The sequence below is a fragment of the Sediminicola arcticus genome, assembly GCF_040566695.1.
Classification (GTDB): domain Bacteria; phylum Bacteroidota; class Bacteroidia; order Flavobacteriales; family Flavobacteriaceae; genus Sediminicola; species Sediminicola arcticus.
On sequence record NZ_JBEXAE010000005.1, the window covers coordinates 47,832 to 66,243 of the forward strand.

14 protein-coding genes are annotated in these 18,412 nt (G+C 39.3%); 4 read left to right on the plus strand and 10 right to left on the minus strand.

Annotated elements, in window-relative coordinates; all coding sequences use genetic code 11:
- Window positions 1-67 precede the first annotated feature (67 nt).
- Complete coding sequence (locus ABXZ36_RS11150) at window positions 68-1,759, minus strand: DUF1501 domain-containing protein (RefSeq protein ID WP_354615667.1); 1,692 nt, start codon at window positions 1,757-1,759, stop codon at window positions 68-70.
- An 11-nt stretch (window positions 1,760-1,770) separates the two neighbouring features.
- Complete coding sequence (locus ABXZ36_RS11155) at window positions 1,771-3,309, minus strand: DUF1800 domain-containing protein (protein WP_354615668.1); 1,539 nt, start codon at window positions 3,307-3,309, stop codon at window positions 1,771-1,773.
- 165 nt (window positions 3,310-3,474) lie between these two features.
- Here ABXZ36_RS11155 and ABXZ36_RS11160 point away from each other — a divergent pair, with 165 nt between their 5' ends.
- The 3 genes from ABXZ36_RS11160 to ABXZ36_RS11170 all read left to right on the plus strand — a co-directional run bounded on the left by ABXZ36_RS11160 (window position 3,475) and on the right by ABXZ36_RS11170 (window position 4,744).
- A complete protein-coding gene (locus ABXZ36_RS11160) occupies window positions 3,475-3,699 on the plus strand; it encodes a YraN family protein (protein ID WP_354615670.1) in 225 nt (74 codons plus the stop codon).
- A gap of 5 nt (window positions 3,700-3,704) precedes the next feature.
- On the plus strand, window positions 3,705-3,833 hold the full coding sequence (locus ABXZ36_RS11165) for a PDDEXK family nuclease (RefSeq protein WP_354615671.1): 129 nt from the start codon (window positions 3,705-3,707) through the stop codon (window positions 3,831-3,833).
- Window positions 3,834-4,084: 251 nt separating this feature from the next.
- Window positions 4,085-4,744: an aspartate kinase gene (locus ABXZ36_RS11170; RefSeq protein WP_354615672.1), complete on the plus strand. Its 660-nt coding sequence runs from the start codon at window positions 4,085-4,087 to the stop codon at window positions 4,742-4,744.
- A 16-nt stretch (window positions 4,745-4,760) separates the two neighbouring features.
- Here the strand turns inward: ABXZ36_RS11170 and ABXZ36_RS11175 are convergent, their stop codons facing one another.
- The 7 genes from ABXZ36_RS11175 to ABXZ36_RS11205 form a co-directional block, all read right to left on the minus strand.
- Window positions 4,761-6,086: a TlpA family protein disulfide reductase gene (locus ABXZ36_RS11175; protein ID WP_354615674.1), complete on the minus strand. Its 1,326-nt coding sequence runs from the start codon at window positions 6,084-6,086 to the stop codon at window positions 4,761-4,763.
- A gap of 64 nt (window positions 6,087-6,150) precedes the next feature.
- Window positions 6,151-9,528 carry a transcription-repair coupling factor gene (gene mfd / locus ABXZ36_RS11180; protein WP_354615676.1) on the minus strand — a complete coding sequence of 1,126 codons (3,378 nt, stop codon included), beginning with the start codon at window positions 9,526-9,528 and terminating at the stop codon, window positions 6,151-6,153.
- A 58-nt stretch (window positions 9,529-9,586) separates the two neighbouring features.
- On the minus strand, window positions 9,587-10,729 hold the full coding sequence (locus tag ABXZ36_RS11185; RefSeq protein ID WP_354615677.1) for an aminotransferase class V-fold PLP-dependent enzyme: 1,143 nt from the start codon (window positions 10,727-10,729) through the stop codon (window positions 9,587-9,589).
- 2 nt (window positions 10,730-10,731) lie between these two features.
- A complete protein-coding gene (pdeM, locus tag ABXZ36_RS11190) occupies window positions 10,732-11,373 on the minus strand; it encodes a ligase-associated DNA damage response endonuclease PdeM (protein ID WP_354615679.1) in 642 nt (213 codons plus the stop codon).
- Between the two features lie 195 nt (window positions 11,374-11,568).
- On the minus strand, window positions 11,569-14,034 hold the full coding sequence (locus tag ABXZ36_RS11195) for a ligase-associated DNA damage response DEXH box helicase (protein WP_354616000.1): 2,466 nt from the start codon (window positions 14,032-14,034) through the stop codon (window positions 11,569-11,571).
- Window positions 14,027-15,652: an ATP-dependent DNA ligase gene (locus tag ABXZ36_RS11200; protein WP_354615681.1), complete on the minus strand. Its 1,626-nt coding sequence runs from the start codon at window positions 15,650-15,652 to the stop codon at window positions 14,027-14,029. The genes ABXZ36_RS11195 and ABXZ36_RS11200 overlap by 8 nt, the downstream gene beginning before the upstream one ends.
- Before the next feature lie 27 nt (window positions 15,653-15,679).
- A complete protein-coding gene (locus ABXZ36_RS11205; protein ID WP_354615682.1) occupies window positions 15,680-16,723 on the minus strand; it encodes a ligase-associated DNA damage response exonuclease in 1,044 nt (347 codons plus the stop codon).
- Window positions 16,724-16,902: 179 nt separating this feature from the next.
- Here ABXZ36_RS11205 and ABXZ36_RS11210 point away from each other — a divergent pair, with 179 nt between their 5' ends.
- The gene (locus ABXZ36_RS11210) at window positions 16,903-17,325 is read left to right on the plus strand and encodes a tellurite resistance TerB family protein (protein ID WP_354615684.1); all 423 of its coding nucleotides are present in this window, start codon (window positions 16,903-16,905) and stop codon (window positions 17,323-17,325) included.
- 41 nt (window positions 17,326-17,366) lie between these two features.
- On the opposite strand, the gene fbp is transcribed toward ABXZ36_RS11210, so the two are convergent.
- Window positions 17,367-18,374, minus strand: a complete 1,008-nt coding sequence (gene fbp, locus ABXZ36_RS11215) for a class 1 fructose-bisphosphatase (protein WP_354615686.1) — start codon at window positions 18,372-18,374, stop codon at window positions 17,367-17,369.
- Window positions 18,375-18,412: the final 38 nt, after the last annotated feature.

Below are 18,412 nucleotides of genomic sequence, written 5' to 3' on the forward strand. Positions count from 1 at the left end.
CTCCTGCCAGCTATCGCCTTAAAGGGAATAACATTTGCGTAGAAGGCCTTTATTATAAGTAGGTAGTTTAAACGACCACAACAGATTTACTCATTTTCTGATCCTGTACTTGTATTCTGTAAATATATTTACCAGAGGCCAAAGGTAGGGTCATACGTTCCCTAATGTTTATTTCAGTAGATCCTTCCATCATCATTTCATTGTATACAGTTCCTAGATTTTGACCTAGTATATTGTATAATTGGATATCCACATGGGCACTAAATGGCATTTCTAAATAGATATGAGGAGCCTCTTTTGTAGGATAAAAAGGTTTGTGCACTATGGCGTTCAATAATTCTGGTGGTGGGTTTTCTCCTATTGGTGTTGGAAGGGTTGGTTCTCCATCACTATAAACAATGTCCGGAAAGTCTACGCCGCTGCAATTGAACCCAAGGTTTACTGGGCTATATGGGTGATTCAATAAATGCTGCTCTACCAAAGGTATAGGCACACATAGCCATTCTGCTAAAACTGTGGCATAGAGGTCTCTAAAATCCATTGTGTATTCTAAATTACCTCGACCATCTGGATCGTCCAAGGTTGGATGGTCACCAACAAAGGCACTACCATTTAGTCCAGATCCAAAAAATAGGGTAGGAGCTGCCTTTCCATGATCGGTTCCGTTGGAACCATTTTCAAAGATCCTTCTTCCAAATTCAGAGAATGTCATGCTCAATACTTTGTCATCTTGTTGGGTAAAGCCTAAATCGTCATAAAAACTATCAATGGCAACAGATAGGTTGGTCATCAATCTTTCGTGGGCCAAAGGTTGGTTTCCATGTGTATCAAAACCGCCCATGGAGATCATATATACCTTGGTGCCCAAATTTCCTTTTATCAATCGGGCCAAAAGGGCCAATTGGCGAGCAAAACCGTTGTTTTGGTATTCTACCTGATTTTGACCCCTTTCGTAGGCGTCATGGATTTTACCGGAATATTCATAGGTGGTATTAGCAACACCCCTTAAGAATTTCAACTGGTCACCATACATACAGTTGTTAAACAGGGTATCATCCAAGCTATATTGCTGTCCTGTTTCCGCGATTTGCTCCAATTGATCAATATTGTTGGTTACAAATGCGTAATTGGTCTCTTCCCCTTGAAATACCAAACTACCGAACTGACCAATTTGTATAGCCGCTGGGGATTCTGGGGGGTTGACTAAATAATCTGGATATATATTTTCAAAGTGACGTCCCATCCAGCCAGTATTCAAGCCGCTAAAGCCTGAAGTGGTTAAATCAGTATTTGCAAAAATATCGGAGCCTGTAAAATGGGAAAGGCTTTGTCCTTCATATCCCACCCCATGAACGGCCTTAAACTGTCCGTCTGCCCACATGGGCTGCAGGGATTTCATATACGAAGGAACCCCAAATTCATCGGTAAGTTTTAAGATCTTACTTTCTGGGATATAAATATTGGGCCTGGCATTTGCATAGGCATCATATTGTTCAATTGGAATTACGGTACTAAGTCCATCGTTTCCACCCGACAAACGGATAAGAATTAGAATATTGTCCGTTTCTGCCATAGAGATTGCCGCTGTCAAAGGAGATGGGGCGGATGCTGTCAGAAAATTACTTCCCAACATCATAGATCCGGATCCTGCAATCCCTAGGGCTTGCATAAAAGAACGTCTACTCCAGAATTTGTGTTCATGGTCGTGGCCGTCTTTATCTTTGTGGTGGTTTATGGGGATATGGATATTATTGCACATGGTCGTAGGTGTTATTTTAATTGGAATTCTGGTTGTCTGGCGAGGTGTTGTAATAAAAGGTAAACTTGGAAGGGAACTTCTGGACTGATATCTAACATCCAAATTCCCTGACCTCCTTCAATATAATCAGAACCGTAGTATATTTCTGGAATATCGTCTATAGTAAAAGCTGAAAGGGCATTGTCAAAATCGGCCTCTGTCAACAATCCTTTTGGGGTCATTTCGTTCACTATGGCCTCTACCACAATTCTTGGGTTGCTAGTCCCTCTATTGCTTGGCCCAACGGCTTCAACGGCAAAAGTTCGAAACTGTTCTGCATTGTGGCCATAAAAGCCATCTAACATAAACTCTAGGGAGAGCCATCTTCCTATCATGAAATTGGTATTGATCCAGGTTCTGTCCCTTTGCCAACCGGCCACATCCACCGGATCAAAAAGCTCTTGACTCAGCATTCTGGTAGTTTCAATAATTTGGTTCATCACACTATCATCATAAAAGAAGCCTGTTTCTTTCAATAAATTTAAAAACAGATCATATGGACTTTTAATTATGACACCAATAGCCTCATCATCAAAAAAATGTTGACTTTTGAATAGTTGGGACAGTACAGGGGCAATTTCAAAATTGTTGGATACCATGGTACTGGCCATCCCTTGAATTATTGTTTGCGCATTTCTGGCATCATCATTGGAGTCTGGGTGCACAAAGAACTCATATAATTTGGTACATATATATCGTGCAATTTCATTGGGTCTTTCTTGGAAGAGAATATCAATAACGTCGTCATATCCCCAGTTTCCGGTCTGCCCTAAAATGGTCTTGCTTCCTGAGTCATGTTTGGTTGGATCAAAGGTCACTTGAGAACAGCCTATTTCACTTCTATCCACATACCCGGTCAAAGCTCTGGCTGTTTCAACGATATCCTGTTCCGTATACCCATTGCCCTCTCCTAAAGAAAAGAGCTCATAAAGTTCGCGGGCATAGTTTTCATTAGGGCGGTTGTTAATGTTATAAGCACCGTCCAAATAAAACAACATGGCACTGGTAAGTCCTATGTCATGAACAAAGGTCTTAAAGTTGCCCAAGGCGTTTCGCTGTAGACAGTCTGTATAATAATACAGGAAAGAATTACAGTTGTACACATTCAATTCTGTAACAAAATGGTTGCTCCAGAAAAAACTGAGTCGGTCTCTTAAGTTATTATTGATTAAGCCATTGGCATAGGCCAGTTTCCATTCCCCAATTTGGGAATTTCGCAAGGCGCGCCTTGCATCGTCATCCTCGGGATAGTTGCTATTGTTCCAATCGGCCCATGCTGGTGCAGTTAAGGTTGGCATGTTTACGGCCTCATTAATCAAACCATCCACTAAGGCTGTTGCAGATTGACCTACCGCCTGATCTATTGTCTGAACAGACGCGCTAAACCCCAGTCTTCTATACAGATGCGCAGCCTTTAATTTATCTAAAGGTGCAGTATAGGTGGCTAAACTGGAGGTGTTACAGTTAATAAAGAATTCCATGGTTTTTGAAGCGTTGGTTTCTGAGTTCATAGTTTTGGGGATACTAGTAAACGGATAAATACTATTGTATAGTATTAGTAATCAGCTAAATTCGTTGATTTAAGAATTAAATTACGTGTATAAAAATTATTTGGACGGTGAAAGGCTTATATTTTCGACCAACTACGCTTATTTTTAGGATTTATAGAATTTTTTATGGGAAAACATAACGAATTTGGAAAGCTGGGAGAACAAATTGCAACAGATTACCTAATAGAACAAGGGTATACTATTACATACCGTAATTATAGGTATTTAAAAGCTGAAATTGATATCGTGGCATTAAAAGGAATCGATTTGGCGGTCATAGAGGTTAAATCTAGGAGCACCATTTTATTGGTAACATTGCAGAAACCGTTACGCTTAAAAAGAAACAGCTAGTGGTCATGGCTGCTAAGCATTATGTAATAGAAAATGATTTGGATGTTTCCGTTTGTTTTGCCATCATTACTATTTTCAAGCAAAATGGAAAATTTAAGTTGGAGCATCTAAAAGATGCCTTTTATCATTTTTAGGTCATTTTGGTAATGAAAAGTCATTGCTTTTTTGCAGGGTTCAGTAGTTTTTCTCGGAGCTCTGATTAGTTGGGATGCTTAAAGAATGAATTATAGGGATGTCATAAAATAGGGACTTATTTTATTTTAATAACGGTTACATATAAGGACAGCGGTTAATTTTCATAGAACTATGGGATTACGCTCTGATGTATTGTTTTATTTATAACATATTGTTATATTTACAAATTCAACCAAGCCAATGCAAGTTAATGAAGACAATTTCATCCGTAGTAGAGGAGTATATTAAAAAAAAGCCATTTCTCCAAAGCGCTTTGTCCCAAGGTATAATTAATCTAACATCACTTTCTAGGCTGGTTAGGCCAGAAATTGAGGAAGAATTAGGGAAGGATATCAGAAACGGCGCCATTGTTATGGCTTTAAAACGACTTTCTGATGATCTTGAATTTAGGGCAACCCATAAAATTATAAAAGTTCTTAAAAATATTGGGGAAATTACGGTACGATCTTCCCTAACGGATTTTACTTTTTTGGTTTCAGAGTCAATTCTTGATAATCAGACCCAATTAATAAAGGAAGTCAATAAGAATAAGGATGTTTTCTATACTTCCTCAAGAGGAGTCAATGAAATGAACATTGTGGTTAGTAATATATTGGACGATACCGTACAGGAGTTATTCAAAAATGAAAAATGCACCCAAAAGGCGAGTAACCTTTCTTCTATTACCGTTAAATTACCAGCGGAGAATGTATCCGTTCCCGGAATCTATTACTTTATTTTCCAACGCTTGGCATGGGAAGGTATAGTACTGTTCGAAGTCATTTCTACAACTAATGAGTTTACTATTATTGTAAATGATGAACAGGTTGATACGGCCTTTAAAACCATAAAAGATTTAAAGGCGCTATAGTCGCCAACTGCAGTACCTAATTTTTTAAAACGGAGAGTAATTCCTCCAAACTTGAAGGTTTGGCAATAATTTTTTTCTGGGAATCCAAAACAAAATAAGTGGGTGTTTGATGCACATCGTAGAGGAAGACATATTCATTTTCCCATTTCCCTAGTCCAAGAATATGTGTAAAACCACCTAATTTAGCCGATTCATCCTTCCAAGATATATCATCATCTTCCAAACCAATTGCCAAAACTTGGATAGTCTCACGATCCTTTAATTCTTTATGCAACTCTGGAACTTCCTTTAAACAATGAGAACAGGTACTGCTCCAAAATAGAAGCACATACTTTTCCGATACAGAAAGGTCGCTTAGTTTCTTGTCCACACCATTAACTTTCCACTTAATTTCTGGTGCTCTGGCACCAATTCTCAAACGATTGCTCAGTTCAATTTTATCTGTTATCTCCAGTATTTCTTTTTTTTCATTGATCCTGGATAGAGGAAGAAGGTAATTGTTGTAAATAAGATCAGAGCTAGAACTCATTTCTCTTTTTGAAGTCTCTGTCCATAACTTTTCCAAAAGCTTGGCTTTAAACAAAGGATTCACGCTTGTTAGTTTACCGTTCAATACCTCTAAATTTTCCTGTATTCCTTTTTCTGGTATAGGATTCGATGCAACATGAGATATGGAAGAAAAAACAAAGGTTAAAGCCTTTTCTACTAAAAACCCTGAACTTTGGAGGGTTGGATTGTTAAAATCCAAAACATCAAAAAAGTGTTCTTTTTTGGATGAGAGGTATTGTTCATAGGTCTCTATTTTCAATGGTACGTATGGCCTATTTGCTTTAATGAAGCTGTTAGCGATCATCCCCTCGGATTTGGTTTCAAAGGAATCTTGTATCTCTTTCAAATGTTTTACGATAGCATTAAAATCTGCCTTTCCTTTTTTCCCCGTGGCATAATAGTCTGCCAATTTTTTTTCTGCTGCGTTTATCTCTTTACTATAGGATAGGTAGGTTCCATTCTCTTCAGACGATTTAAAAGCTACCCCATTAGAGGTATTGAAGGAGAGCATTATATCCTCTTTCCCATTATAGATGACATCAAAATAAAATTCATCTGTAGGTATAGCATAAACCATTCTGTATACTCCTGCCTCGGCAGTTTTAGGCATTATTAATTCCAAATCCCCATTTTTTACGGGACCCGCAGTTACATATTCCTGACCGTTTGGATTTAATTGGTAGGCCATAACCCATTTAAAATCGGCAGAGGGTGAAAAGGGACCAGAAATGGCGTGTTGTGCACATAAGCTTGTGCTCACAATTAAAAAGAAAAAAAGCAGTGATTTATACATATAAAAGGTTGTTCAAAAATTATTCCAAGAAATAGGTTTTACTTAGTAGCATTCCAATATCCTATTAGGAAACGGGTTCTGGTGTTTTAGAAAAAGGTTGAAATGCTTTTAATGCTTTGTCCAAGGATTTAATATTTTCGAAGACCAATATTAGTCGAAGTCCGCTACGGGTCTGTTTCTCCTTTATTTTGCACAACTGCGCATGAGACTGCACAAACTGAAGCACTTTGGTAAAAGAAGTACTTTGGTAAAAGGCCGACTGTTGGTCCGAAATGAAATAGCCGATTATCTTGCCCTGTTTTAGGACCACTTTTTCAAGACCGATGCTATTGGCAATCCATTTAATTCGTACAGAACTCAAAAGATCTTCGGCCTGTTTGGGCAACTCTCCAAAACGGTCCACAAGTTGGGTTTCAAATTTATGGAGTCCGGCTTCATCTTTTATTTCGTTCAACTGTGTATAAAGATTTAACCTCTCGGTGACATTATTGATATAGTCATCAGGAAAAAGAAGCTCAAAATCGGCATCTATCTGGGTATCTTTCACATACACTTTTTCCTTTTCATTGCCACCTATTTCTTCATACAGACCTTTAAATTCATTTTCTTTGAGCTCTTCAATGGCTTCCGTTAGGATTTTCTGGTAGGCATCAAATCCTATATCATTAATAAAGCCACTTTGTTCTCCTCCCAAAAGATCTCCTGCACCACGAATTTCAAGATCTTTCATGGCAATATTAAAACCGCTACCAAGTTCCGTGAATTGCTCTAGGGCTTGGATGCGTTTTCGGGCATCATTAGTCATCACATCATAAGGAGGTGTTATGAAGTAACAAAAGGCTTTTTTATTGCTCCTGCCCACACGTCCACGCATTTGATGTAGGTCGCTTAAACCAAAATTATTGGCGCTATTGATGAAAATGGTATTGGCATTGGGAACATCAAGGCCACTTTCAACAATGGTGGTAGATACAAGAACATCAAATTCATTGTTCATAAAGGCCAACATCAAAGTCTCTAGTTTTTTTCCATCCAGTTGCCCATGGCCAATGCCAATTTTGGCATCCGGCACGAGACGTTGGATCATGCCTGCTACTTCCTTAATATTCTCTATTCGGTTATGGATAAAAAATACTTGTCCGCCTCGCTGTATCTCATAGCTGATAGCATCCCTTATAGTGTCCTCACTAAAGCGGATGACCTCACTTTCTATGGGATATCTGTTTGGTGGCGCCGTGTTTATGACCGACAGATCCCTAGCGGCCATCAAACTAAATTGGAGGGTCCTAGGGATGGGCGTCGCGGTAAGAGTAAGTACGTCCACATTTTCTTTGATGGACTTCAATTTGTCCTTTACGGCTACCCCAAATTTTTGCTCCTCATCCACAATTAGAAGTCCAAGATCTTTAAACTGCACATTTTTGTTTACCAACTGGTGGGTTCCTATGATGATATCCACTTTGCCTTCTCCCAATCGCTGAAGCGTATCTTTTTTTTCTTTTGCCGTTCGGAACCTATTTAGGTATTCCACGGTGACAGGCATTTCCTTTAAACGTTCATTAAAGGTTTTAAAATGTTGAAAGGCCAGAATAGTTGTTGGAACAAGTACAGCGACCTGTTTGCCATTGTCCACGGCCTTAAATGCAGCGCGTATAGCCACTTCCGTTTTACCAAAACCTACATCCCCACATACCAAGCGATCCATGGGGCGTTCGCTTTCCATATCCCTTTTTATATCTTCTGTGGATTTGCTTTGATCAGGAGTATCTTCGTAGATAAAGGACGCTTCCAGTTCATGCTGCAGATAACTGTCAGGGGCGTATTGAAACCCTTTTTCCAGCCTTCGCTTAGCATAGATTTTGATGAGGTTGAAAGCAATTTGTTTTACTCGTGATTTCGCTCTTTCCTTTACCTTCTTCCATGCACCGGATCCCAATTTGTAAATTTTGGGTTCTTTGCCGTCTTTCCCATTAAACTTGGAAATTTTATGAAGGGAATGGATGCTCACATAAAGAATATCCCTTTCGCCATATACTAATTTTATGGCCTCTTGCTTTTTGCCTTCAACATCAATTTTCTGCAGTCCCCCGAATTTCCCTATTCCATGATCAATATGGGTAACATAATCACCAATCTCTAGTTTGTTAAGGTCCTTAAGGGTAATGGCCTGCTTCTTGGCATACCCATTTTTAAGGTGGAACTTAAGGTATCGTTCAAATATTTGATGGTCTGTATAGACCACTATTTTTAAATCTTCATCTATAAAACCTTGGAATAAAGGGAATACTAGAGTTTGGTAGTGCACCTGTTTTCCTACCTCGTCAAAAATATCATGGAACCGTTTAGCTTGTTGCTCTGTAGCACAAAAGATATAGTTGTTATATCCTTTATCATTGTTATCATTTAGATTTTCAATCAACAGATCAAATTTCTTATTGAAGGAGGGTTGAGGTTTGGTATTGAATGTAATTACTTCAGGTTCCTTTTTCCTCAGTTGTTTATTAAATTGGGTACCAACCTCAATCAAACTAAAATCATGTAATTGCTCCTTTAAGAAAGATGAGCTTAAAAACAATTCCTCTGGTTGCCCATGCTTTATATTTTCTGACAGTGTTTTGAAAGCCTCTTCTGCTTTTGCAAAAAGAGAATCTAGACGGTCGAAGAGGAGGTCTAAATTTTTTGCAAAGACTATAGTATTGGCCGATATATATTTTAGGAAACTTTCCCTTGTCTCATCCAAGAACTTGTTTTCTACATTAGGGATGATGGTAATTTTTTTAACTTTTAGAGTTGATAACTGTGTTTCCACATCAAAGGTCCTAATGCTGTCTACTTCATCACCAAAAAATTCTATACGGTAAGGCTCGTCATGGGAGAATGAAAATACATCCACAATACCACCCCTTACGGAAAACTCCCCTGGTTCTGTGACAAAATCAACCCTTTTAAACTTGTATTCAAAGAGGACTTCGTTGAGAAAATCCAAGGATAGGGTGTCCTCTAATTTTATCTTAAGGGTATTCTTGTCGAGCTCCTTTCGCGTAACAACCTTTTCGAACAGTGCATCGGGATAGGTGACAATAATAGCAGGTTTTTTTCTGGAGTTGATCCGGTTAAGTACTTCTGCCCTTAAAAGCACATTGGCATTGTCTGTTTCTTCTATTTGATAGGGTCTTCTATAGCTCCCTGGATAAAATAGCACATCGGATTCTCCTACTAATTGCTCAAGATCGTTAAGATGGTAGGCAGCTTCTTCCTTATCGTTAAGGATCAATAGGAACGGAGCTCCAGCATCTTTGAATGCATCTTTTATGGCAAACGAAAGAGCGGATCCTGTAAGCCCTTTTAATCTGAAATGTATTTGGGGATCAGCAATAGATTTTCTCAGTTTCTGCAGTTGCAGGGACTGTGAAAAAAGTTGAGGTACAATGGTTTTACTCAAGAGTAAAATTTTTTATACAAATATAGGCACTCTTGGACTATCTTGAAAAACATAAATACTAAAAACAGAAAAGGAATTTTTCAAAATCTGCTTTCTCATTGTATACATTAGGGGCTACCCTAATGGCTTTTCCACGATAGGATACTAATACGTTCTGCTCCTGTAAGCGTTGTTTTATTTTATGCATCTCCTTATCTTTTGCTAGGTAAACACCAAATAGATGCTGCCCCCGATAGTCATTATCCTCAACAAAACACCCTTGTTCCCTTAACTTGTCTATCGTATGTTCAGAAATTGACTGGCAATAGTGCTGTATCTGTTTTGGCTGCCATTGTATTAATTGTTCCAATGCATTGATCAACATTGGGACTAAAATAAAATTACTGGACTCCCCAACTGAATATCTACCCGCATGGGGTTGATATTCGTCGTGGTATTGGGTCAATTGGGTGAAATCTTCGCTATGGAGTTTATTCATCCAGTTGTCCTCCAAAGGTTTACCCTCGTTAAAAGTATCGCTATAATAGGCTACTCCCAAGGAATAAGGTCCCATAAGCCATTTATAACCCCCACAAATCAAAGCATCGGGCTGTATTTCTTTCACAGAAAATGGGAGGGCACCAACACTTTGAGTACCGTCAATAATAAGTAACGCATTCACGGATAACGTTTTTTCGCGAATAGATTTTAAATCAAATTTGGTGCCGTCTGCCCAATGTACGTGGGCCATAGCTACAAGGGCCGTTTTATTGGTAATAGCATTTAGGATTGCTTGGTTCCAAAGCTTGCCACGATTTTTAAATTCGCTTGGAGGCTGAATGATCTTTATATGTGCCCCATAGGTTTTCGCCAACCGTCTCCAGGTATAAACGTTGCTGGGAAACTCTTCTTCCACCAACACGATTTCATCCCCGGCCTGCAACTTTAAGTTGTTGGCCACAGTGGCTGTACCGTAGGAAACAGAAGGGATGATGGCAATATTTTGATAATTAGGGGCCTCTATAAGTTCTGCAAAACGTTTTTTCAGCACTACCCTTTGAGTAAAAAAATCTGCTGGACTAATAGAATACGGTTGACTCTTTCTTTTGAGGTTGGCAATCCCAATTTCCTCCGTGCTTTTTAGTTGTGGGGACATATAGGCACCGTTTAAATAAGTGATATCGTCCTCAATGCTGAACAAGTGTTTTTGGCTGGTGAGCATTTTTAATTTTTTGACACTAAAATAACCTCATTTTTTGTAATAGCATACACTTCATCTTCTTTTGTGGGGGTTAAAATATGGGTGCCCGTAAATTCGCCAAAAGCTGGAAGGATCATCTGGTTTGTCCTTTTAAAAAAACAAGGGAGTTTAAGTCGTTGTCGGCCCAAACCTTGCAGTTTGATAGCAGGATGAATATGGCCCGAAAAATTAAAAAATCCCTTTTTTTCTTCCGGATGGTGGGTCAAGAAAAAAGGTGGAAGTCTCAATTCTTGTGTAATCCCTATTTTAATATTTTCATATTTTAGAGGGGAAATTATGTCATGATTGCCCACCACCAATATGATTTTAGAAGCTTGTTCTGCTGTCCAGGCTTCAAAGTGGTGCCATTCGCTATTTAGGTAAGAATGGAAGAGATCACCCAAAAAACAGATGGTCTTTGGTTTAAATTTCACTACAACTTTTGTTAGCAATTCAAAGTTCTTTTCGATGGCACATTGAGGTATGGCAGCTCCATGTTTTCTAAAGTGGGAGATCTTTCCTAAATGCACATCACTTACCAAGAGCATGCCTTGCTCTTGCCAAAAAAGAGAACCAGTGCAGTGGAGTATGAAATTCTGATCTAGAATTTGAATGTGTTGCGTCATGGAATTTTTGAGATTGGTAAAATTAACCCTAAATCGTAAATAATCACCTCTTTATTTCGATTCTATCAGTATTCATTCTCCTTCTTGTACAAGGAAGAGAGCGTTTTTTCCCTGCCTTGTAGCCTTTTCAATTTATATTTTACTATCCCATTTTGTTCCTCCTTTTAAAGTAGGGAAGCCGCAGGGCGGGCGTGGTTATTTCTTCATCAGCTTCGCTGTCATCTTCTTAATCCGATCTGCCAGTTTTTCGCTAGATAATTTTTCCCTGAGTCGGTCTGTAATGATGGGGAAGGAGAAGGGGGTGGGTTTTTTACAATCTTTCCAAACCACTTTCTGCTCCTCTATACGTTCTAATGCCAAACGCAAACGACCTTCCTCCAATTGATGTTCAAAAGTTTCTGTAAAGGCTTGTTGGAACAATAGGTTATCTGCCTCGTAATCCCTGAAAACATCAAATAATAACTGGGAACTGCTCTGTAGATGTTTCATTTTTATCCCCTTATCGGGATATCCTGTGAATACCATACCACTGATCACAGCGATATCTCTAAATTTTCTTCTAGCCATTTCTGTTGAGTTTAAGCTTTTTCGCAAATCGTCCAATAGAAATTCGGCACTGAAAAGGTTGTTATCCATGACCTGCTGCATATCTATCTGTTGATCTGACAGCAGTTCAAACCCATAATCGTTAAACGCAATGGAAAAGGTAACCGGCGTCAAAAGACTAATGCGGTATGCTAATAGACTTCCCATAGCTTCATGGACAAACCGACCTTCAAAAGGATAGAATATATGGTGGTATCCATCTCTGGTCTTGAAAGTTTCTATTAGAAATTCATCCGGTTTGGGAACGATACTCTCCATTTTTTGCCTTTCAAAAATACCATCTAATGCCCTCATCTCTTTGGAAAGTTGGGAAGTTGGTAGATTTGCCCCATATAGTTCTTCCCGCAGCAGTTCGGACATTTGTGCGGAAAAACCCATCCTGCCGCCCATCCAGCTAGGAACCTTATTGGTTTTTTTAGAAGAATTGCGCACGTGCACCTGCATATCTTTAATGCGTATAAACTCCAAGTTTCTTCCGGCAAAAGTGAACACGTCCCCTTGGGTTAGTTTAGAAATAAAAAATTCCTCAATAGAACCTATATATCCGCCTTTTTGATATCGGACAATTAAATTGGCATCTCCCACAATGGTTCCTATTTGAAAGCGATGGCGCATGGCAACGCCTCGGCTATTTACCTTGAATCTGCCATCATCCTCAATCTCTACTTTTTTATATTCATCATAAGACTGAAGGCTTTGACTTCCGAGTACAATAAAATTCAACAGCCATTGCCATTGGTCTTTTGAAATAGCATGGAAACAAAAGGTTTCACGAATTTCCTTGTAAATCTTATCCGCAAAAAAACCATCGGAAACCGCCAAAGTGGTCAGGTATTGCACCAATACATCATAACTGTTAAGGTAGGGCAATCGATCCTCCACCACCTGATCTTTTACTGCTCTTTGAAGGGCAGAAGCTTCTATGAGTTCCATAGCGTGAGTGGGCAAGAAATAGATGACACTTTCTTCTCCTGGTCTATGGCCACTTCGGCCAGCCCTTTGTAAAAAACGGGCCACTCCTTTTGGTCCCCCTATTTGTATAACGGTTTCTACCGGGGCAAAATCTACTCCAAGGTCTAGACTAGAAGTACATACCACTGCTTTTAGACTTTCATTTCTGATGGCTTGCTCTACCCATAACCGGGTTTCCTTGTTGATGCTTCCGTGATGCATGGCAATTTCTCCCGCATACTCTGGATGTAGTTGTAGGATTTTTTGGAACCATATTTCGCATTGGCTTCGGGTATTGGTAAAAAGCAAGGTGGTCTTACTCGCATTGATGATGGGAACTACTTCCTCCAATAAATGAAGACCCAAATGTCCCCGCCAAGGAAATGTTTCCATGGTTTTGGGAATAATACTTTTTACCGTGATTTTTTTGTTCAATTTCGCTTTGATCAAAACCGAATTTCCCTGAATTTCTTTGTTTGTGCCTAAAAGCACCTCTTTTGCCTGTTCCAAATTCCCTATGGTTGCAGAAATACCCCAAATGCGAATGTTCTTGGAGACTGTTCTTAATCTGGAGAGGGCCAGCTCCATTTGAACACCACGTTTGGTACCCAATAACTCATGCCACTCGTCCACGACTATGGCCGAGCAGTTTTTGAACATGGTATCATACCCCTTGGAGGCCAATAATAACTGTAAACTTTCAGGGGTGGTAATCAGAAGGTCTGGCATGTTTTTCTTCTGTTGTACTCTTTCTTTATTTGTGGTATCCCCAGAACGTATACCTATCGTGAAATTTGTGCCCAAGTCCTTGGAAACTCGTTCTGCTGACTGGAGTATTTCTTGAGAGAGCGCTCTAAGGGGTGTTATCCAAATGGCCTTAAGGCCACTTTTGTGATTGGTTTTATAGTCAGGATTGTTTTTTATATAATTAAGGATAATGGGAAACCAAAGGGCGTAGGTTTTTCCACTGCCCGTAGGAGCGTTAAGAAGGCCATGCTTTCCTTGTAAAAATGCTCTCCATGTATCTTTTTGAAATTTAAAAGGGGTCCAGCCTTGTTGTGAAAACCAAGCTTCGGCTATGTTGTAAAGCTGTTCTCTATTCATCATCACTTTTGGAACCTGAAATGAATCCCTTTAAATCTTCAAGGGTATTGGCCTCATTTATTTTTTTGTCTGTGCGCCATCTTAAAATACGGGGAAATCTTGTTGCAACGCCACTTTTGTGCCTTTTGGAAATGGCAATCCCCTCAAATGCAATTTCAAAAACGTGATGTGGGGTAACGCTGCGCACTGGTCCAAAACGTTCCAGAGTATTTTTTTTGATCCAAGCGTCTATTTTACTAAACTCGGCATCAGTAAGTCCGGAGTACGCTTTGGCGAAGGTGACCAATTCCTTTTCGCCAATTTCATTTTGGTCCCAAAGGGCAAAGGTATAATCCGTAAAAAGATTACTGCGTCTACCATGGCCGCGCATGGCATAGGTGAGAACGGCATCAATGGTCAAAGGATCTACTTTCCATTTCCACCAATTGCCCTTTTTTCTACCCACCAGGTAGGGTGAATCTTTTCGTTTGAGCATGAGTCCCTCACTTTTCACTTCTCTTGAACGATTCCTTTCTTGCACCGCTTCTTCCCAATTAGAGAATTCCATGGTTTCTGATAAATGAAGGGGCAGGGCTATGTTTTCTAGGATTGGGCGCACCAAGGCTTCTAGGAATTTTCTCCGTTCAGAAAAAGGTTGTTTTCGAATATCCTTCCCCTTCCATTCCAATAGATCATATGCTTTTAGAACTACAGGTGTTTTTTTAAGCAATGCTTTTGAGATGGTCTTTCTACCTATCCTGGTCTGTAGGTCGTTAAATGTTCCAATTTCTCCATTGAGAAAAGGCAAAATTTCTCCATCTAAAACTGTCCCATTCGGAATTTGCCCAATAAAGGAATTGAACTCAGGATATTTGTCAGTTACCAATTCTTCACCGCGGCTCCAGATAAATATTTCGTTATTTCTAATGATGATCTGTGAACGAATACCGTCCCATTTATGTTCTACAAACCAGTCTTTTACATCGCCTAATTTATCAGGAGTATCCTCTATGGCATGTGCAAGATAAAAAGGGAAGGGTTTGGAGAGGTAATCACTTTTATTTTCTTCCAAAACTAGTTTTTGAAAGGAGATACTGTTGGGGTCCCAATTGCCCATTAGTTTATAGGCCAATATATCTTCGTCTATTTCCGTGGCTTGGGCGAGGGCCTTAGTCATCAATTTTTGGCTGAGCCCTATCCGAAATCCACCGGTGATTAATTTGGTGAAAACAAAGCGTTCGTAATAGTCCATCGTCTTCCAGTTTTGAAAGAGATAGGCCTTTTTTTCAGTTTCTGGTTTTGCTTTTAGAGCTATCATTTCCTCTAGAAACTGGGATAGGCTTTTTTCTGTTTGAACCGTTGCAGAAGGGATTACCAAAGCTATGGTTTCGGCTAAATCCCCCACAATATGATAGCTTTCCTCAAAGAGCCATAGGGGAATATTTGAAAGTTCAGAGGCCCATTGGCGCAGTAAGGTAGTGTTCACAGGTCTCGGTGGTCTGCGATGCGATAGAATAGCGATGGTCCAAACCTTATCCTTATCCTCTACTTGTTTAAAATATGTTGTCAACGCCGCTACTTTTTGGGTAGTCTTATTTGTGCTGTCCAAGGTTTTTATAAGTTGCGCGAATCTTTTCATAAACAAAATAGCTACCTAAGGCTGTTATTAGATCTTCGAAAGTTGTTTTAGGTTTCCTTCTTCTGACTCTTGTGTACTTAATTCAGAAAGTTCTCCTTCATATTGGGTTTTTTCTGTGCGGGCATCATACCCTAATTCCCTTAAATATTTAGAAAATAGATCTGTATATCCATGGGTACATATTATTTTTTCAGCACCAGTGGCCTTTATGCTATCTAATAATTGTTGAAAGTCGCAATGGTCACTGAGGACAAAACCCCTATCTATTGCCCTTCTTCTTCTGGCTCCTCTGAAAGCCATCCAGCCACTAGCAGAACCTGTGACAAAGGGTGCCATTTTTCTGATCCATGGGCTTCCATGCGCACTTGGCGGGGCCAAAACCATATTTCCAAGAAAATCAACTTTTTTGGTGTCCTTGGTTATTAGGGTCGTAGAAGGAAAATTCACCATTGGTCTTAGAACTTCCGTCATATTTTCTATTGCTGCATGGGTATAAATGTTACCAATATCCGTATCTAAATATTTTAATAAGCGTTGTGCTTTTCCAAGACTATACCCAAAAAGAACGGAGGTTTTCCCTTCTTCCCTATTTGAAGCCCACCAATTGTTAATATCCTTGAATACCTCATGTTGGGGCGTCCATTTAAAAGCGGGTAAGCCAAAAGTACATTCAGTTATAAGCGTATTGCATTTTACGACCTCATAGGGAGCGGAAATTCCGTCATCTTCCGTTTTGTAGTCGCCAGTAAAAACCCAAACTTCACCTTTATGTTCCACCCGTATTTGAGAAGAACCAATAATATGTCCAGCGGGATGTAGACTAAATTTGACGTTGTTAATTAGAAAGGGTTCCCCCCAATTTTTTCCTGATACCACAATATCTCCCAACCGATGTTTAATGATGGGAACATTGTAGTGATGTGTAATGTATTTTTTGTGACCGTATCTACTGTGGTCAGCATGACCGTGTGAAATGATAGCATAATCTACAGGCTTCCAAGGATCCAAATATACCTTGGCAATACTGCAATAAATTCCCTTGCCCGTAAACTGAAGAAGAGGTTTTTCCATAGCTGCGGAAAGTTACGAATTTCTTTTGTTTTTGAGGATCCATTTGGGATAACGCCCAATATGAAGTCTATGTTGATAGGGTAATGAATATACTAGGTAACTGTTGAAATAATTGTAAGTTTTTAAACCAATGATTTTTAAAAAAATATATCTTTGTTCCTACCAAAATTAAATGAAATATGTCTTTTGTTGATTTATATGACAATAGTGAGCACAGGAAAAATTTAGCTCATTTTGCAGCAATTGCCACTCTGGCTGCTGTTGATGGGGAAATTAATCCTGAAGAGATAACGCTATTGAACCGTTTTGCCCAGAAATTGGATATTACTGACTTAGAATACAAGGAGGTTATGAGGAAGCCTACCATTTATCCTATTGATCCTCCGACAAGTTCTGAAAGAAGATTAGAGCGCTTATATGATCTTTTCAAGATTATTTTTGTGGACCACATGATCGATGATGATGAGCGAGTTCTGATTAAAAAGTACGCTATAGGTTTAGGGTATAGTAACGATGCGGCCAATAAGATCATCACTAGGTCCATCAATATCTTTGGTGGTCAAATAGATTTTGAAGATTACGTGTATCTAGTAAAGCACTAGAAAAAGAAGTAATTAAAAAGGGAGCTAATGCCCCCTTTTTTTTATGGTTTTAGTGCCATAAACTCCTCTGCTTTCTCTACCATTTTGCGGCTTCCGCAGAAAAAAGGCACTCTTTCGTGTAGTTCTCTGGGTTGAATGTCCATTATTCGCCTGTAGCCGTCACTAGCCTTACCATTGGCTTGTTCTGCCAAATAGGCCATAGGATTACATTCGTAAAGCAAACGTAATTTTCCATTTTCTGCAACACTACTTTTTGGGTACATATATATGCCACCTTTGATCATGTTTCTGTGGAAATCCGATACCAAAGAGCCAATATATCTAGAAGTATAAGGCCTGTCCTCCTCTTCTTTTTGACAATACTTGATATAATCTTTTACCCCTTGTGGAAAATGAATGTAGTTTCCTTCGTTAACAGAATAGATCTTCCCTATTTCTGGAAATTCCATTTTGGGATGAGATAAATAAAACGTTCCAATAGCTGGGTTTAGGGTAAAGCCGTTGACTCCATTACCAGTAGTGTATACCAGCATTGTAGATGTTCCGTATACAATATAGCCCGCCGCTACCTGATTTTTACCCGGCTGTAAAAAATCGTCTATGGTTACTGGAGTTCCCACAGGCGTAATCCTATGATAGATAGAAAAAATAGTTCCTACCGATACATTTACATCAATATTGGAGGAACCGTCCAAAGGGTCTATAAGGACTACATACTTATTTTGGTTCTGTTTGTCGTTACTGTTTACACTGATAAAATCGTCTTCCTCTTCAGAGGCAATTCCACAAACAATCTCCCTATTTTTTAAAGCCTGAATGAACTTTTCATTGGCTAATACGTCCAATTTTTGTTGATCTTCACCTTGTATATTGGTGTCTCCTGCTGCTCCCAAAATATCCACTAGACCAGCTTTGTTTACCTCGTGGCTCACTACTTTAGCGGCAAGACGAATGGCGTTTATAAGTTTGGAAAGCTCCCCAGATGAGTACTGAAATGCTGCCTGATGCTCTATGATAAACTCCCCAAGAGTCTTATTCTTTTTGTCCATGCAAAAACGTTGTGTTATTTGAGTACAAATATCGAATA

Excerpts from the sequence above, each read along its gene's own strand:
- ABXZ36_RS11155 (WP_354615668.1), bottom strand. The coding sequence starts at position 3,309 with ATGAACTCAGAAACCAACGCTTCAAAAACCATGGAATTCTTTATTAAC.
- ABXZ36_RS11160 (WP_354615670.1), top strand. The coding sequence starts at position 3,475 with ATGGGAAAACATAACGAATTTGGAAAGCTGGGAGAACAAATTGCAACA.
- ABXZ36_RS11200 (WP_354615681.1), bottom strand. The coding sequence starts at position 15,652 with ATGAAAAGATTCGCGCAACTTATAAAAACCTTGGACAGCACAAATAAG.
- ABXZ36_RS11185 (WP_354615677.1), bottom strand. The coding sequence starts at position 10,729 with ATGCTCACCAGCCAAAAACACTTGTTCAGCATTGAGGACGATATCACT.
- pdeM (WP_354615679.1), bottom strand. The coding sequence starts at position 11,373 with ATGACGCAACACATTCAAATTCTAGATCAGAATTTCATACTCCACTGC.
- ABXZ36_RS11175 (WP_354615674.1), bottom strand. The coding sequence starts at position 6,086 with ATGTATAAATCACTGCTTTTTTTCTTTTTAATTGTGAGCACAAGCTTA.
- fbp (WP_354615686.1), bottom strand. The coding sequence starts at position 18,374 with ATGGACAAAAAGAATAAGACTCTTGGGGAGTTTATCATAGAGCATCAG.
- ABXZ36_RS11210 (WP_354615684.1), top strand. The coding sequence starts at position 16,903 with ATGTCTTTTGTTGATTTATATGACAATAGTGAGCACAGGAAAAATTTA.
- ABXZ36_RS11195 (WP_354616000.1), bottom strand. The coding sequence starts at position 14,034 with ATGAATAGAGAACAGCTTTACAACATAGCCGAAGCTTGGTTTTCACAA.
- ABXZ36_RS11150 (WP_354615667.1), bottom strand. The coding sequence starts at position 1,759 with ATGTGCAATAATATCCATATCCCCATAAACCACCACAAAGATAAAGAC.
- ABXZ36_RS11170 (WP_354615672.1), top strand. The coding sequence starts at position 4,085 with ATGAAGACAATTTCATCCGTAGTAGAGGAGTATATTAAAAAAAAGCCA.
- ABXZ36_RS11165 (WP_354615671.1), top strand. The coding sequence starts at position 3,705 with ATGGCTGCTAAGCATTATGTAATAGAAAATGATTTGGATGTTTCCGTT.
- ABXZ36_RS11205 (WP_354615682.1), bottom strand. The coding sequence starts at position 16,723 with ATGGAAAAACCTCTTCTTCAGTTTACGGGCAAGGGAATTTATTGCAGT.